Raw genomic sequence first — 13467 nt, 5'->3', positions numbered from 1 at the left:
TGGACACGGATCGGCCATGACCGCAGCCGCGCCTCCCGCTTCCGTCGACGCCACGCTCGAACTGCTGACGAGCCGCGGCTATCTCGCCGAGCGGTCGCTGGCGACGGTGGTGTTTCTGGCGCTGCGGATGGGCCGGCCGCTGTTTCTCGAAGGCGAGGCCGGCGTCGGCAAGACCGAGATCGCCAAGGTGCTGTCGGCCGCGCTCGGCCGCCGGCTGATCCGGCTGCAGTGCTACGAGGGGCTCGACGTCGCTTCCGCGGTGTATGAGTGGAATTCGTCGGCGCAGATGATCGCGATCCGGCTGGCCGAAGCCGCCGGCGATACCGACCGCGATCAGCTCTCCAGCGACATCTTCTCCGAGCGCTTCCTGATCAAGCGGCCGCTGCTGCAGGCGCTGGAGCCGGACACGGCGGGCGCGCCGGTGCTGCTGATCGACGAACTCGACCGCGCCGACGAGGCGTTCGAGGCGTATCTGCTCGAAGTGCTGAGCGACTTCCAGGTCACGATTCCAGAGTTCGGTACCATCAAGGCACCGGCGCCGCCGATCGTGATCGTGACGTCGAACCGCACCCGCGAGATCCACGACGCGCTGAAGCGGCGCTGCCTGTATCACTGGGTCGACTATCCGAACGCCGAGCGCGAACTGGCGATCGTGAAGTCGCGCGTGCCGGGGATCTCGGCCAAGCTGTCGCAGCAGGTGGTGAACTTCGTCCAGGCGCTGCGCGAGCAGGATTTCTACAAATCGCCGGGCGTCGCCGAAACCCTCGACTGGGCGACTGCGCTGACCGAACTCGACGCCCGCGCGCTCACCGCCGAAGTCGTCGGCGACACCCTCGGCGCGCTGCTCAAGTACCAGGACGACATCGCCCGGATGCAAGGCGACACCGTGCAGAAACTGGTCAAGGACGCGACCGAAGAGAAGTAATAGGTCTCTTTATCGGGCTCTTTGATTTGTTGTGTGGTTCGGCCTTCGCCACAGCGGCAGCGGACTCCCTCTCCCGCTTGCGGGGGAGGGCTGGGGTGGGGGAGCCCCAGGCACCGTGCGCGCGTCGCCCTCACCCCAACCCTCTCCCGCAAGCGGGAGAGGGAGCAGGCCGCGCAAGCGGCGAGGTTGTGGACCGACTAGGAGTTCGTCATTCCGGGGCGCGAGCGAAAGCTCGCGAACCCGGAATCTGAAGCCGGCACCGACGTCGAGATTCCGGGTTCGCGCCTTCGGTGCGCCCCGGAATGACAAGTTGAGAGAGCGTGGCAAACGATGCAGCGTAATCCGACCGCGATGATCGACCATCTCAATCCGCCGACCGGCAAGATGGCGGACAATGTGGTCGGCTTTGCGCGGGCGCTGCGGGCGGCCGGGCTGCCGGTCGGGCCGGGGGCGGTGATCGATGCGCTGGATGCGCTGCAGCTGATCGAGATCGGCCAGCGCGACGATCTCTACGCCACGCTGGAAGCGATCTTCGTCAAGCGCCGCGAGCATCTGCTGATCTTCGATCAGGCGTTCGCGCTGTTCTTCCGCGCCGCCGAGGACTGGCAGCACATGCTGGACTCGATCCCGCTGCCGGACGCCGCCAAGAAGAAGCCGCCGCCGGCTTCGCGCCGGGTGCAGGAGGCGATGTCGCCGGCGGCGACGCGCGATATGCCGTCGGCCGAGGAGCAGGAACTGCGTCTTGCCGTCTCCGACAAGGAGATCCTGCAGAAGAAAGACTTCGCGCAGATGAGCGCCGCCGAGATCGCCGAAGTCACCCGCGCGATCGAGCGGATGCGGCTGCCGCAGGCGGAGCTGCGCACCCGGCGAGTGCGGCCCGAGCGCCGCGGCCTCAAGCTCGATCTGCGCCGCACGCTGCGGGCCTCGTTGCGCACCGGCGGCGATATCGTCGACATTCGCAAGCTCGGCCTGATCGACAAGCCGGCGCCGATCGTGGCGCTGCTCGATATCTCCGGCTCGATGAGCGAGTACACGAGGCTGTTTCTGCACTTCCTCCATGCCATCACCGACGATCGCAAGCGGGTCTCGACCTTCCTGTTCGGCACGCGGCTGACCAACGTCACCCGCGCGCTGCGCCAGCGCGATCCGGACGAGGCGCTGGCGAGCTGCACCTCCTCGGTCGAGGATTGGGCCGGGGGCACCCGGATCGCGACCTCGCTGCACAGCTTCAACAAGCTGTGGGCGCGGCGGGTGCTCGGCCAGGGCGCGATCGTACTGCTGATTTCCGACGGGCTGGAGCGCGAGAGCGACTCCAAGCTGGCGTTCGAGATGGACCGGCTGCACCGCTCCTGCCGCCGGCTGATCTGGCTGAATCCGCTGCTGCGCTACGACGGTTTCGAGCCGCGCGCCCAGGGCATCAAAATGATGCTACCCCACGTTGACGAATTCCGCCCGGTGCATAATTTGACCTCAATGCACACGCTGATCGCGGCGCTGTCGTCGGCACCGCCGCCGCACCATTTCAGCACGATCCGCTCCGTCGCCTGACCGGCGCCCAGCAGCCAAGCAAGAGGAGACGCCTCCATGCAGCTCGACCGCGACGAAGACATCCTGCGAGCCGCCGAGGACTGGCGTAAAGCCGGCCGCGGCGTGGCGCTCGCTACCGTGGTGGAAACCTGGGGATCGGCGCCGCGTCCCGCCGGCTCCAGCCTGGTGATCAATGACGAGGGGACATTTCTCGGCTCAGTCTCGGGCGGCTGCGTCGAAGGCGCGGTGGTCACCGAAGCGCTCGACGTGATCGACAGCGGCACGCCGAAGCTGCTGGAATTCGGCGTCGCCGACGAGACCGCCTGGAAGGTCGGGCTGAGTTGCGGCGGCACCATCCGGGTGTTCGTCGAAAAGGTCGATTAGTTCGGCGCGTGCGAGAGTGGCCGAGAACGCGATCGAGGAATTGAAACATGGTCTCCGTCATTGCGAGCGAAGCGAAGCAATCCAGGAGCTCAGTGCACCTAGCTGGATTGCTTCGTCGCTTCGCTCCTCGCAATGACGGGTGGCGGCCGCGGGCGTGTAAACCCGGGCTGGTTTCTGAGGTGCGATCTAGGCAAGTGGGGCGGTTACCGTGAAGTTCGAGTTCCTGCAGCAACTCAACGCCGAACGCGCGGCGCGGCGTCCGGCGATCGTGGTGACCGACACCGCGACCGGCGCGCAGCGGCTGGTGAAAGCCGCCGACATCGCCGCCGATCCGCTCGCCGCCGAGCTCGGCAAACAGCTCCGCATGGGCAAGAGCGCAAGCATCGAGGTCGACGGCAACAAGCTGTTTCTCAACGTCTATGCGCCGACCGCGAAGCTGGTGATCGTCGGTGCCGTGCATATCAGTCAGGCGCTGGCACCGCTGGCGCGCTCGCTCGGTTACGACGTCACCGTGGTCGATCCGCGCACCGCGTTCGCCAGCCCTGAGCGTTTCCCTGACGTGCCGCTGATCGCCGAGTGGCCCGACGTGGCGCTGCCGCCGCTGAACATCGATCACTACACCGCCTTCGTGGCGCTGACGCACGATCCGAAGATTGACGATCCGGCGCTGCTGCACGCCTTCGCGCGCGACTGTTTCTACATCGGCGCGCTCGGCTCGAAGAAAACCCACGCCAAGCGGCTGGAGCGGCTGAAGGGGCAGGGCGCTTCCGATGCCGACCTCGGCCGCATTCACGCGCCGATCGGGCTCGCCATCGGCGCAGTGTCGCCGTCCGAAATCGCAGTGTCGATCATGGCGGAGATCACCGCAGCGCTGCGGTTGCCGGCATCGTCCAAGGCGGCCGCGGCATGAAGTTCGGCCCGCGCCGTCCGGCCGATGCGATCGGCGGCGTCACCGTGCATTCGCTGCGGCAGAACGGTCTGCTGCTCAAGAAGGGCACGACGATCGGCCCGGCCGAAGTCGCGGCGCTGGAGAAGGCCGGCATCGCCGAGATCGTGGTGGTTCAGCTCGAGCCCGGTGACGTCTCGGAGGATGTCGCGGCCGCGGATGTGGCAGGCGCGGTCGCCGGCGATGGCGTGACGGTCGATCGCGCGTTCACCGGCCGCGCCAATCTGTTCGCGGCACGGGCCGGTGTGCTGGTGATCGATCGCGCCGTGGTCGATCGCGTCAACGCCGTCGATGAAGCGATTACGCTCGCGACGCTGCCGGCGTTCAAGCCGGTGGTCGAAGGCGAGATGGTCGCCACCGTCAAGCTGATCCCGTTCGGTGTCGAAGGCCGCCTGCGCGATGCCGCGGTGGCGGCGGCGCGGGGCGGCGCGCTGCGGGTCGCGCCTTATGTGATCAAGCGCGTCGGCGTGGTGTCGACGCTGCTCCCCGGCCTTGCCCCGAAGGTGATCGACAAGACGCTGCGCGTGACGGCCGAGCGGCTGGCGCCGGCCGGCGCCGAGATCATTGCCGAGCGCCGCGTCGCGCATGAAGAGGCTGCGCTGTCGGCTGCGATCCAAGAACTTGTTGGGCTCGGCGCGGAGATGGTGATCGTATTCGGCGCCTCTGCGATCGCCGACCGCCGCGACGTGATCCCGGCGGCGATCGGCGCGATCGGCGGCACCATTTCGCATTTCGGCATGCCGGTCGACCCGGGCAATCTCTTGCTGGTCGGCGCGGTCTCGGGTGTGCCGCTGCTCGGCGCGCCGGGCTGCGCGCGCTCGCCGGTCGAGAACGGCTTCGATTGGGTGCTGATGCGGCTGCTCGCGGGGCTCACCGTCACGCGCGCAGATATCACCGCGATGGGTGTCGGCGGCCTGCTGATGGAAATCGTGACGCGGCCGCAGCCGCGGGTGCCGGTCGCCGAAAGTGGCCGCAACGTCGCGGCGATCGTGCTTGCCGCCGGGCGCGGCACGCGGATGGGCGGGCCCAACAAGCTGCTCGCCGATCTCAACGGCAAGCCGCTGGTGCGCATCGTCGCCGAGCAGGCGCTGGCCTCGCAGGCTGCGCGCACCATCGTCGTCACCGGTCATCAGTCCGGCGAGGTCGAAGCGGCGCTGCACGGGCTCGATCTCACCTTCGTGCACAATCCCGACTTCGCCCAAGGCATCGCGTCGTCGGTAAAGGCCGGCATCGCGGCGCTGGGCGAGGATGCCGACGGCGCGATCGTCTGCCTCGGCGACATGCCGCTGATCGACGCGGCCTTGATCGACCGGATGATCACCGCGTTCGATCCCGATCGCGGCGCGCTGATCGTGGTCCCGGTCGCCGAGGGACGCCGCGGCAATCCGGTGCTGTGGTCGCGGCGGTTCTTTGCCGAGCTGATGACGCTCGGCGGCGATGTCGGCGCACGGCATTTGATCGCCAAGCATGGCGAAGCGGTGACTGAAGTGCCGGTCGAAGGCGAGGCGGCGTTCCTCGACATCGATACCCCGCAAGCGCTCGATCAGGCGCGGCGCGGCTAGAGCAGTTACGCGGTTAGATATAATCGGAGCGCAGTTCGGGGCGCTTACAACAATCACAACCTCATGGTGAGGAGGCGCGAAGCGCCGTCTCGAACCATGCGCCGCAAGCCATGCGGCTCCTCATCCTTTGAGACGCCCGGCTTTGCCGGGCTCCTCAGGATGAGGACTCTAGGACCCTTGGTGAGGGCCAAGTCCGCTTCAATCAATGAAGCGCTCTAGCAAGTCGCCAGTCAGTCTCGCGCCTGCAGCCGTGTCGCGAGCTTCGCTGCAGCCTTGGCACCGGCGGCCTGTTTCCAGATCAGCGTGACGTCGCGCTGCAGCGTCAGTCCGCCGACGTCGAGTGCCCGCAAGTTCGCACCGCCCCAGCTTGCCGGCGCCAGTGTGCAGCCGAGACCCGCAGCGACCAGCGCGGCGGCGGTGGATTCCTGCCGTGTCTTGGCGACGATCCGAAACCGTACGCCTGCCGTGCTAAGCAGCCGGCGGCCGGTGCCGACGAGTTCGCAGCCCTGACGCAACACGAAGGGTTGGCCGTCGAGGTCGGCTAGCGCCACGTTGCGACGGCCTGACCACGGATGATCAGCTCCGACGAACAGCCGGAACGGCTCGCTCAGCAGCAGCTTGCGGTGCAGATTACGATGCGGCGCGATCGATAGCGCCAGATCGAGCCCGCCGCTCGCGACCAGCTTTTCGAGCTCGTCGGCCGGCGCTTCGATCAGTTCGATTGCTTCACCATCGGTTGGCAGCAGTCGTGGCAGCCAATGGGTCGTGAGGCTCGGCAGCACGCCGAGCCTGAACCGTGCCGGTGCCGGTCCGCTCAGTTCGCGCTTTGCCTCCGCCAGCGTCTGCAGTGCCATGCGCACTTTGGCTTCGAGCCGTTTGGCGCTCGGTAGGGCGCGGATGCCGCGTCCGTCCGGCGCGAACAGCGCCGTGCCGAAGTCTCGCTCCAACCCCTTCAGGGCCTGCGACAGCGTCGGCTGGGTGACGCCGAGTTGTTCGGCGGCGCGCGACACTGAGCCGGCCTGCATCACGGCGAGAAAGTAGCGCAGGTGCTGCACATTCATTGGAAAATCCAATCGATCTTTCTGAATGATCGATTTTACCAGATCCAGCCTGGGCGGCTAGATCGGCGCTGGCGTCGCGGCAGTCAGGGAGAAGCCGGTATGGTGGTGAAAATCGATCGTCAGGGCGCCATCGGCATCGTGACACTGGATCGGCCGCAGGCCCGCAACGCGCTGTCGCGCGACGTGATTAGGAAGTTGTCCGCCGCGCTCGATGAGTTGGAACGCGATGCTGCGATCGCCACGATCGTGCTGACCGGCCGCGAGGTGTTCTGCGCCGGCGCCGACATCGCCGAGATGCGCAGTATCGATCTTGCGACGGCGCTGGCCGAGGATTTTTCCGGCTGCTGCGACCGGCTGGCCACCTGCACTAAGCCGCTGATCGCGGCGGTGGAGGGCTATGCGATCGGCGGAGGCTGCGAACTGATCGAGATGTGCGACCTGGTGATCGCCGGCACCGGCGCGAGGTTCGGTCACCCGGAGATAGCGCTCGGTACGCTATCGGGCGGTGGCGGCACCCAGCGGCTGGCACGGGCGGTGGGGCGCGCTCGAGCGATGGATTTGATCCTGACCGGCCGACTGATCTCTGCGACCGAGGCCGAGCGGATCGGTCTGATCAGCCGCGTGGTCGACGACGGCACGGCGTACCAGGCTGCCTGCGAGGCGGCAAAACTGATCGCCAGCCATCCGGTACAAGCGGTGCGATTCGCCAAACAGGCGGTCGATCGGGCGGTTTCGGTCGGGCTTGCCGACGGGCTGGCGCTGGAGCGGCGGCTGTTTCACCTCAGCTTCGCGACCGGTGAATTGCAGCCGCAGCTCGAGCGTTTTCTGGCGCGGCGGAGTCCGCACCGCTGATCGGCCGGCCTCCACGCGGGCGATTTGCGCTTCGTTCACCAAGTTGAAACGGCCGGCCGGATAATTTGGAACCCGGGTTGAACCTCGGGGGAGGGGACGTTGCGATTGTTGATTGCCGCGTGGCGCAAAGCCGCGCTGATGGCTGTTGTTTGGATCGCGTGTTTGCATCTCGTTGCGCCGGCACATGCGGCTGGTGCGCTGGCGGTCGGCAAATGCGGCGCTTATGGCCAAGCCTTTGACTATCCGGCGGAGGCGGCCGCGATCGCCGCGGCGCGGCAGCGCTGCAAGGGCGAATGCACCATGCTGACGATGCGCCGGGCCTGTGCGGCGCTGGCCGTCGATATGAGCAATCCCTGCGGCGCGCACGGCTACGCGGTGGAATCGAAGATTTCCTCTTCGCTCAATGCCGCGACCCGGCGCTGCTACGAATATGGCGGCAAGGAATGTGTGATCCGCGCCTGGGCGTGTGACGCCAAGGGCTGAATGCTCTGACCTGAAACGATCGTGAACTGACAGGTCGGGATGGCCGCGCTATCAGCAGGGCATGCAGTTCGATACCAAGATCGCGCTGGTGATCCGCACCGATCTCGAAGCCTGGCAGAAGCTGAATGTTGCGGCGTTCCTCACGTCCGGCATCGCTGCGGCATTCCCGGAGTGCATCGGCGAACCTTATGAAGACGGCAGCGGAACGCCGTATCACCCGCTGATCGGTCAGCCGATCCTGGTGTACGGCGCCGATGGCCCAGGTCTGTCGCGCGCGCTGGAGCGGGCGCTGGCCCGCAACGTCAAGCCGGCGATCTACACCGAGGCGATGTTCAAGACCACGCACGATGCCGCCAACCGCGAGGCGGTGAAGGCGGTGGCGCGGGCGGATCTGTCGCTGGTTGGCCTCGCCGTCCGAGCCGACCGCAAGGTGGTCGACAAGATCCTCGACGGGCTCAAGTTCCACACCTGAGACGAGTGCTATTCAGGCATCGGCCGCGGCCGCTCCTGGAGATCCTCGGCGCGATAGTTTTCCTTGGCGACCGTCTCGGTCAGCTGCTTTTCGGCGGCACTGCGCGTTCGGTTGCGCATCACTGCGTAGGCGATCGCGATCCCCAGCACGATGATTCCGATACCCCACAGCCATTCGGTGGACATGCGTTCTCTCCCTCGATGTTGTGTCGGGACAACCCCAAGTGCTGTCGGGCGTTCCCAATCGTTCGTCTCGTCGGGTGCGGCTTAGCGGCTCGTTAGGCATCGCAGCCGGAAACCGTGGGTGGCAGAGCTGCATCAACGCATCTTAAGCGGCCAAGGGCGCAATGAGGGAACACGGCGACACCGCCGATTCCACGGACGCGAGCGTGACCGACCAGTTGCCCATTCCCCATGACCGCCGGACATCCGATGCGCCGGATAGCGCCCATCCGATGCGCGGTGCCGGCGCTCGGCGGCGGTTTCTGATCGGAACGCTGCTGGTCAACCTTGCTGCGCTCTCGATCGACTTCGCCGTGCTCGATGCACCGCATCTGGCGTTTGCGCTGGGGCTGCGGCTGCTGCTGGTCACGCCGCTGGTGCTGCTCGCGCTGGTGCTCAACCGGCGGCCCGACGACCGGGCGATGCAATCGGCCGTGCAGGCCACGGCCGTGGTGGCGTTCGCGCTGTCGGTGACGGCGATCGGCCAGTTCGCGCCGGAGCCGTTCGCCGGACGCTACATGATGGCGGCGCTGTTCGTCATCTTCGCCGGCGCGCTGGTATCAGCGCTGTCCTGGCCGGCCACCAAGATCATGACCGTTACCGGCACGGTGCTGTACATTCTGATCACCGTCACCGGCCTGCGCTGGCCGCCGGCCTGGACCAATATCGATCTGGTCGGGCTGTGCATCGTCACCTGCGTGATCGCGCTACGCGCCCGTCAGCGCAAGGATGCGCAGATCGCCGAACTGGAAGCGATCCGCCGCAGCGATGCGCGGCTGAAGAGCGATCTGCGCCAGGCCAATGCGGCGCTGGAGCGGCTGTCCGCCACCGACGCGCTGACCGGCGTGTTCAACCGCCGCTACCTCGACGAACTGATCGAGCAGGAGGCGGCCTCGATCGTGCCGTCGCTCGGGCAGAGCGTGCTGATGATCGACGTCGACCATTTCAAGCTGTTCAACGACCATGGCGGCCACGCCGCCGGCGACCGCTGCCTGCAGCAGATCGTCACCGCGGTCCGCCGCAACCTGCGCTCCTGCGATGTCGTGGTGCGCTATGGCGGCGAGGAATTCGCCGTGGTGCTGCCCGGGCTCGAGGAAGCCGAGCTGCACGACACGGCCGAGCGGCTGTGCCTTGCAGTCAGCGACCTGAAGATCCCGCACCCCGGTCTCGGGGGCGGCCGCGTCGTCACCATTAGCGTCGGTATCGCGCCCGCCATCCCGGCCGAAACCCTGGCCGATGCGATCCAGCGCGCCGACCAATCCCTGTATCGCGCCAAACGCGCCGGCCGTAACCGCGTCAGCGCCTGAACGATCGTCCGCCAAAGGGTGGAAAGCCCAGATCTTGATTATGACTGACCGGTCAGTCATAATGTGAGAATGAAGCGTGCCTCAAACAGTCTGCCGATTTCTGCTCCCGTCGCTGCGAAGCGAGCTGCTGCGGCCCGCAGCTCCGCGTCAACGACCAAGCCAGCTTCGGAAGCGGAGGCGCTGTCGACCCGTGCCGCCAAGGCGGCGGAACGGCGCGCCGCAATCATCGAGGCGGCGCTGGATGAATTCACTGCGCGCGGCTTTGCGGCGACCCGGATCGATGACGTCGCCAAGCGCGCTGGCGTCGCCAAGGGCACGATCTATCTGCACTTCACCGACAAAGAGGCGATGTTTCAGGAGCTGGTGCGCACCGCGCTGGTGCCGACCATGCAGCGGCTGACGTCGCCGCCGCCGCCCGGCGTCTCGGCGCGGCAGATGCTCGAGGCTTTCGCCGACGCTTTCGTGAACGATGTCGCGCAGACCCGGCGCGGCGACATCCTGCGGCTGGTGCTGGCGGAGGGCACGCGGTTTCCGTCGCTGGCGGAATTTCACTACCGCAACGTGGTCGAGCCCGGCGTCGCCGGCATTCGCCGCATTCTGGAGCTCGGCGTCGCCCGCGGCGAAATCAGCTCTGCGGCGCTGGCTCAGTTTCCGCAGCTCGCGGTCGCGCCGGTGGTGCTGTCGGTGATCTGGCAGGGGCTGTTCGGCCGGTTCGCGCCGCTCGACGTCCAGGCGATGCTGCGCGCGCATCTCGATCTGATTTTCGGCGAAAGGACGGCGTCATGACGCGACCCTCGCTTGTTTTACGCTGCGGCGCTGCGGCGCTGCTCGCGCTGGCGCTCGCAAGCTGCGGCAAGGGCAACGATCCCGGTTATCAAGGCTGGGTCGAGGCCGATCTGATTTTCGTCAGCCCGGACGAATCCGGCCGCATCACCAAGCTCAAGGTGCGCGAAGGCGACGAGGCGAAGACCGGCGAGCTGATCTACACGCTCGACGACGACCTGCAGCAGGCCGACCTCAACCAGAATATGGCGACGCTCGCCAACGCCAAGCAGACCTTCGACCGCGCCCAATCGCTGTCGAAGACCGGCTCCGGCACCCAGGCCAATCTCGACGCCGCGGTCTCGACTCTGCGGGTCGCCGAAGCGCGCGTCGAGACCTCGAAGACGCGGCTGGCGCGCCGCGAAATCCGCGCGCCGGTGACGGGCACGGTGCAGCAGATCTACTTCCGCGAAGGCGAAATGGTGGCGGCGCAAAAGCCGGTGCTGTCGATCCTGCCGCCGGGCAACATGAAGATCCGGTTCTACGTGCCGGAGCCGGAGCTGCCCAAGCTTGCGATCGGCGAGAAGGTGCGGGTGACGTGCGATAATTGCGCGGCCGATCTGTCGGCGGATATCTATTTCATCTCGACCACGGCGGAGTACACCCCGCCGGTGATCTACAGCCTCGATGAGCGCAACAAGCTCGTCTATCTGATCCAGGCGCGGCCCAACAAGCCGGTGAGTCTGCGGGTCGGCCAGCCGGTCAGCGTGTATTTGCCACCGGCCACCGCGGCGCCTTCGCCGGTCGCGGCCAGCAAGCCATGACCGACGCACCGACCATCGCGGCCGATGCCCGCGACATCGCGATCGATGTCCGCGGCCTGACCAAGTCGTTCAACGGCCGCGAGGTGGTGCACGACCTGTCGATGCAGGTGAAGCGCGGCTCGATCTACGGCTTCCTCGGTCCCAATGGCTCCGGCAAGACCACGACGATCCGGATGTTGTGCGGGCTGCTGACGCCCGACCGCGGCGAGGGCAGCTGTCTCGGCTTCGACATCCGCACCGATGCGGCCAAGATCAAGCGCCGGGTCGGCTACATGACGCAGCGCTTCAGCCTGTATCAGGACCTGTCGGTGCGCGAGAATCTCGAATTCGTTGCCCGGCTGTACGGCGTGCCCGATGCGCGCGGCTCGGCGCGCGAGATGATCAAGCGGCTCGGGCTGTCAGGTCGCGAGGAGCAACTTGCCGGCGAACTGTCCGGTGGCTGGAAGCAGCGGCTGGCACTCGGCGCCTGTACGCTGCCGAACCCGCAATTGCTACTACTCGACGAGCCGACCGCTGGCGTCGATCCGAAAGCCCGCCGCGACTTCTGGAACGAGATCCACGCGCTCGCTGCCGAAGGTCTCACCGTGCTGGTCTCGACCCACTACATGGACGAGGCCGAGCGCTGTCACGAGATCGCCTACATCGCTTACGGCCATCTGCTGGCGCACGGCACCGTCGATCAGGTGATCGCCGGCTCGCAACTCACCACCTGGGTCGCCACCGGCGAAGGCCTTGGCCCGCTTGCGCACGAGCTTGCCGACAAGCCGGGTGTCGACATGGTGGCTCCGTTCGGCACCAGCCTGCACGTCTCCGGCCGCGATCAGGCCGCGCTCGACCAGACGCTGGCGCCGTATCGTAACAACCCGCGGCAGAGCTGGCAGCACGGCGCGCCCTCGCTCGAGGACGTGTTCATCGAGCTGATGAGCCGGTCGAAGGACAATTTCCAATGACCGCGGCCGGGGCCGATGCGCCGACGCCAGGGGCGCCGATCAAGGAGCCGCGGTTCGGCTTCCTGCGCCGGACCTACGCGATGCTGGTCAAGGAGCTGATCCAGCTCAAGCGTGATCGTCTCACCTTCGCGATGATCATCGTGATCCCGGTGATGCAGCTGCTGCTGTTCGGCTACGCCATCAACACCACGCCGCGGCATCTGCCGACCGCGGTGCTGCTGCAGGAGGATTCCGATCTCGGCCGCTCGATCCTGAAGGCGCTGGAGAACACCGCGTACTTCAAGTTCACCCGCGAGGTGCACAGCGTCGCCGAGTTCGATGATCTGCTGCTGTCCGGGCGCGTGCTGTTCGGGGTCGAAATCCCGCGTGGGTTCGAACGCGCAGTGCGGCGCGGCGACAAGCCGGCAATCCTGGTCGCGGCCGATGCCACCGATCCGGTCGCCGCCGGCTCGGCGCTGTCGGCGCTCGGGCAGATCGTGCAGACCGCATTGATGCACGACCGCGTCGGCGGCGATCCCGCCAATCCGCCGTTCGAGATCCGCGCCCACGCCCGCTACAACCCGGCCGCCTCGTCGCGGCTCAACATCGTGCCCGGTCTGGTCGGCACCATCCTGACCATGACGATGCTGATCTTCACCGCACTGTCGGTGACCCGCGAGATCGAGCGCGGCACCATGGAGAACCTGCTGTCGATGCCGATCACGCCGGTCGAGGTGATGCTCGGCAAGATCCTGCCTTACGTCGGCGTCGGTTTTATTCAGGCGTCGCTGATCCTCGGCATCGGAGTGCTGCTGTTCGGCGTGCCGCTACGCGGCAGCCTGGCGATGCTGGCGCTGTTGTCGACGCTGTTCATCACCACCAACCTCGCGATCGGCTACACCTTCTCGACGCTGGTGCAGAACCAACTGCAGGCGATGCAGGCGTCGATGATGTTCTTCCTGCCGTCGATCCTGCTGTCCGGCTTCATGTTCCCGTTCGCCGGCATGCCGATCTGGGCGCAGTATATCGGCGAGTGCCTGCCGCTGACCCATTACCTGCGCATCGTCCGCGCGATCATGCTGAAGGGCTCGACGCTGGAGAACCTTCAGTACGACGCCCTGGCGCTGCTGACGCTGATGCTGATCGCGATGACCATCGCCGTCACCCGATTCCGCCGCACGCTCGACTGATCGCGTCAGCGTTCGCGATCAA

15 protein-coding genes are annotated in these 13467 nt (G+C 66.8%); 13 read left to right on the top strand and 2 right to left on the bottom strand.

Going from position 1 to position 13467, the window contains the following annotated elements; genetic code table 11:
* Window positions 1-16: 16 nt before the first annotated feature.
* From RPPS3_RS19470 to RPPS3_RS19445, 5 genes are all read left to right on the top strand, one after another.
* Window positions 17-925 carry an AAA family ATPase gene (locus tag RPPS3_RS19470; protein WP_107345535.1) on the top strand — a complete coding sequence of 303 codons (909 nt, stop codon included), beginning with the start codon at window positions 17-19 and terminating at the stop codon, window positions 923-925.
* 330 nt (window positions 926-1255) lie between these two features.
* The gene (locus tag RPPS3_RS19460; RefSeq protein ID WP_107345534.1) at window positions 1256-2473 is read left to right on the top strand and encodes a vWA domain-containing protein; all 1218 of its coding nucleotides are present in this window, start codon (window positions 1256-1258) and stop codon (window positions 2471-2473) included.
* 36 nt (window positions 2474-2509) lie between these two features.
* Window positions 2510-2836 carry an XdhC family protein gene (locus RPPS3_RS19455; protein WP_011159337.1) on the top strand — a complete coding sequence of 109 codons (327 nt, stop codon included), beginning with the start codon at window positions 2510-2512 and terminating at the stop codon, window positions 2834-2836.
* Between the two features lie 208 nt (window positions 2837-3044).
* Window positions 3045-3746: an XdhC family protein gene (locus tag RPPS3_RS19450; RefSeq protein ID WP_107345533.1), complete on the top strand. Its 702-nt coding sequence runs from the start codon at window positions 3045-3047 to the stop codon at window positions 3744-3746.
* Window positions 3743-5344: an NTP transferase domain-containing protein gene (locus RPPS3_RS19445; protein ID WP_107345532.1), complete on the top strand. Its 1602-nt coding sequence runs from the start codon at window positions 3743-3745 to the stop codon at window positions 5342-5344. The genes RPPS3_RS19450 and RPPS3_RS19445 overlap by 4 nt, the downstream gene beginning before the upstream one ends.
* 230 nt (window positions 5345-5574) lie before the next feature.
* On the opposite strand, the gene RPPS3_RS19440 is transcribed toward RPPS3_RS19445, so the two are convergent.
* Window positions 5575-6405, bottom strand: coding sequence for a LysR family transcriptional regulator (locus tag RPPS3_RS19440; RefSeq protein WP_107345531.1), 831 nt, complete (start codon window positions 6403-6405; stop codon window positions 5575-5577).
* Window positions 6406-6504: 99 nt separating this feature from the next.
* Between RPPS3_RS19440 and RPPS3_RS19435 the strand changes: the two genes are divergently transcribed.
* The 3 genes from RPPS3_RS19435 (at window position 6505) to RPPS3_RS19425 (ending at window position 8212) form a co-directional block, all read left to right on the top strand.
* Window positions 6505-7257, top strand: coding sequence for an enoyl-CoA hydratase-related protein (locus RPPS3_RS19435; protein ID WP_107345530.1), 753 nt, complete (start codon window positions 6505-6507; stop codon window positions 7255-7257).
* 138 nt (window positions 7258-7395) lie between these two features.
* Window positions 7396-7740 (top strand): DUF4189 domain-containing protein, encoded by a 345-nt coding sequence (locus RPPS3_RS19430; RefSeq protein ID WP_107346686.1) that lies wholly within the window; start codon window positions 7396-7398, stop codon window positions 7738-7740.
* Between the two features lie 61 nt (window positions 7741-7801).
* Entirely contained in the window at window positions 7802-8212 is a 411-nt protein-coding gene (locus RPPS3_RS19425; protein WP_107345529.1) for a DUF2000 family protein, read from the top strand.
* Window positions 8213-8220: 8 nt separating this feature from the next.
* Here RPPS3_RS19425 and RPPS3_RS24660 read toward each other — a convergent pair whose 3' ends face one another.
* A complete protein-coding gene (locus RPPS3_RS24660) occupies window positions 8221-8397 on the bottom strand; it encodes a hypothetical protein (protein WP_199852153.1) in 177 nt (58 codons plus the stop codon).
* A gap of 203 nt (window positions 8398-8600) precedes the next feature.
* Between RPPS3_RS24660 and RPPS3_RS19420 the strand changes: the two genes are divergently transcribed.
* The 5 genes from RPPS3_RS19420 to RPPS3_RS19400 all read left to right on the top strand — a co-directional run bounded on the left by RPPS3_RS19420 (window position 8601) and on the right by RPPS3_RS19400 (window position 13445).
* Complete coding sequence (locus RPPS3_RS19420) at window positions 8601-9740, top strand: GGDEF domain-containing protein (protein ID WP_107346685.1); 1140 nt, start codon at window positions 8601-8603, stop codon at window positions 9738-9740.
* 69 nt (window positions 9741-9809) lie between these two features.
* On the top strand, window positions 9810-10526 hold the full coding sequence (locus tag RPPS3_RS19415) for a TetR/AcrR family transcriptional regulator (protein ID WP_107345528.1): 717 nt from the start codon (window positions 9810-9812) through the stop codon (window positions 10524-10526).
* Entirely contained in the window at window positions 10523-11326 is an 804-nt protein-coding gene (locus tag RPPS3_RS19410) for an HlyD family secretion protein (RefSeq protein ID WP_107345527.1), read from the top strand. The genes RPPS3_RS19415 and RPPS3_RS19410 overlap by 4 nt, the downstream gene beginning before the upstream one ends.
* Entirely contained in the window at window positions 11323-12276 is a 954-nt protein-coding gene (locus RPPS3_RS19405; protein WP_107345526.1) for an ABC transporter ATP-binding protein, read from the top strand. The genes RPPS3_RS19410 and RPPS3_RS19405 overlap by 4 nt, the downstream gene beginning before the upstream one ends.
* Window positions 12273-13445 (top strand): ABC transporter permease, encoded by a 1173-nt coding sequence (locus RPPS3_RS19400; protein ID WP_107345525.1) that lies wholly within the window; start codon window positions 12273-12275, stop codon window positions 13443-13445. The genes RPPS3_RS19405 and RPPS3_RS19400 overlap by 4 nt, the downstream gene beginning before the upstream one ends.
* The last annotated feature ends 22 nt before the right edge of the window (window positions 13446-13467 follow it).

It is taken from the genome of Rhodopseudomonas palustris (genome assembly GCF_003031265.1).
Taxonomy (GTDB): domain Bacteria; phylum Pseudomonadota; class Alphaproteobacteria; order Rhizobiales; family Xanthobacteraceae; genus Rhodopseudomonas; species Rhodopseudomonas palustris_H.
The sequence above is the reverse complement of the archived record's forward strand: the minus strand, read 5'-3'. Positions and strand labels throughout refer to the sequence as shown.

Excerpts from the sequence above, each read along its gene's own strand:
- RPPS3_RS19415 (WP_107345528.1), top strand. The coding sequence starts at position 9,810 with ATGAAGCGTGCCTCAAACAGTCTGCCGATTTCTGCTCCCGTCGCTGCG.
- RPPS3_RS19405 (WP_107345526.1), top strand. The coding sequence starts at position 11,323 with ATGACCGACGCACCGACCATCGCGGCCGATGCCCGCGACATCGCGATC.
- RPPS3_RS19460 (WP_107345534.1), top strand. The coding sequence starts at position 1,256 with ATGCAGCGTAATCCGACCGCGATGATCGACCATCTCAATCCGCCGACC.
- RPPS3_RS19455 (WP_011159337.1), top strand. The coding sequence starts at position 2,510 with ATGCAGCTCGACCGCGACGAAGACATCCTGCGAGCCGCCGAGGACTGG.
- RPPS3_RS19470 (WP_107345535.1), top strand. The coding sequence starts at position 17 with ATGACCGCAGCCGCGCCTCCCGCTTCCGTCGACGCCACGCTCGAACTG.
- RPPS3_RS19425 (WP_107345529.1), top strand. The coding sequence starts at position 7,802 with ATGCAGTTCGATACCAAGATCGCGCTGGTGATCCGCACCGATCTCGAA.
- RPPS3_RS19445 (WP_107345532.1), top strand. The coding sequence starts at position 3,743 with ATGAAGTTCGGCCCGCGCCGTCCGGCCGATGCGATCGGCGGCGTCACC.
- RPPS3_RS19435 (WP_107345530.1), top strand. The coding sequence starts at position 6,505 with ATGGTGGTGAAAATCGATCGTCAGGGCGCCATCGGCATCGTGACACTG.
- RPPS3_RS19400 (WP_107345525.1), top strand. The coding sequence starts at position 12,273 with ATGACCGCGGCCGGGGCCGATGCGCCGACGCCAGGGGCGCCGATCAAG.
- RPPS3_RS24660 (WP_199852153.1), bottom strand. The coding sequence starts at position 8,397 with ATGTCCACCGAATGGCTGTGGGGTATCGGAATCATCGTGCTGGGGATC.
- RPPS3_RS19410 (WP_107345527.1), top strand. The coding sequence starts at position 10,523 with ATGACGCGACCCTCGCTTGTTTTACGCTGCGGCGCTGCGGCGCTGCTC.
- RPPS3_RS19430 (WP_107346686.1), top strand. The coding sequence starts at position 7,396 with ATGGCTGTTGTTTGGATCGCGTGTTTGCATCTCGTTGCGCCGGCACAT.
- RPPS3_RS19440 (WP_107345531.1), bottom strand. The coding sequence starts at position 6,405 with ATGAATGTGCAGCACCTGCGCTACTTTCTCGCCGTGATGCAGGCCGGC.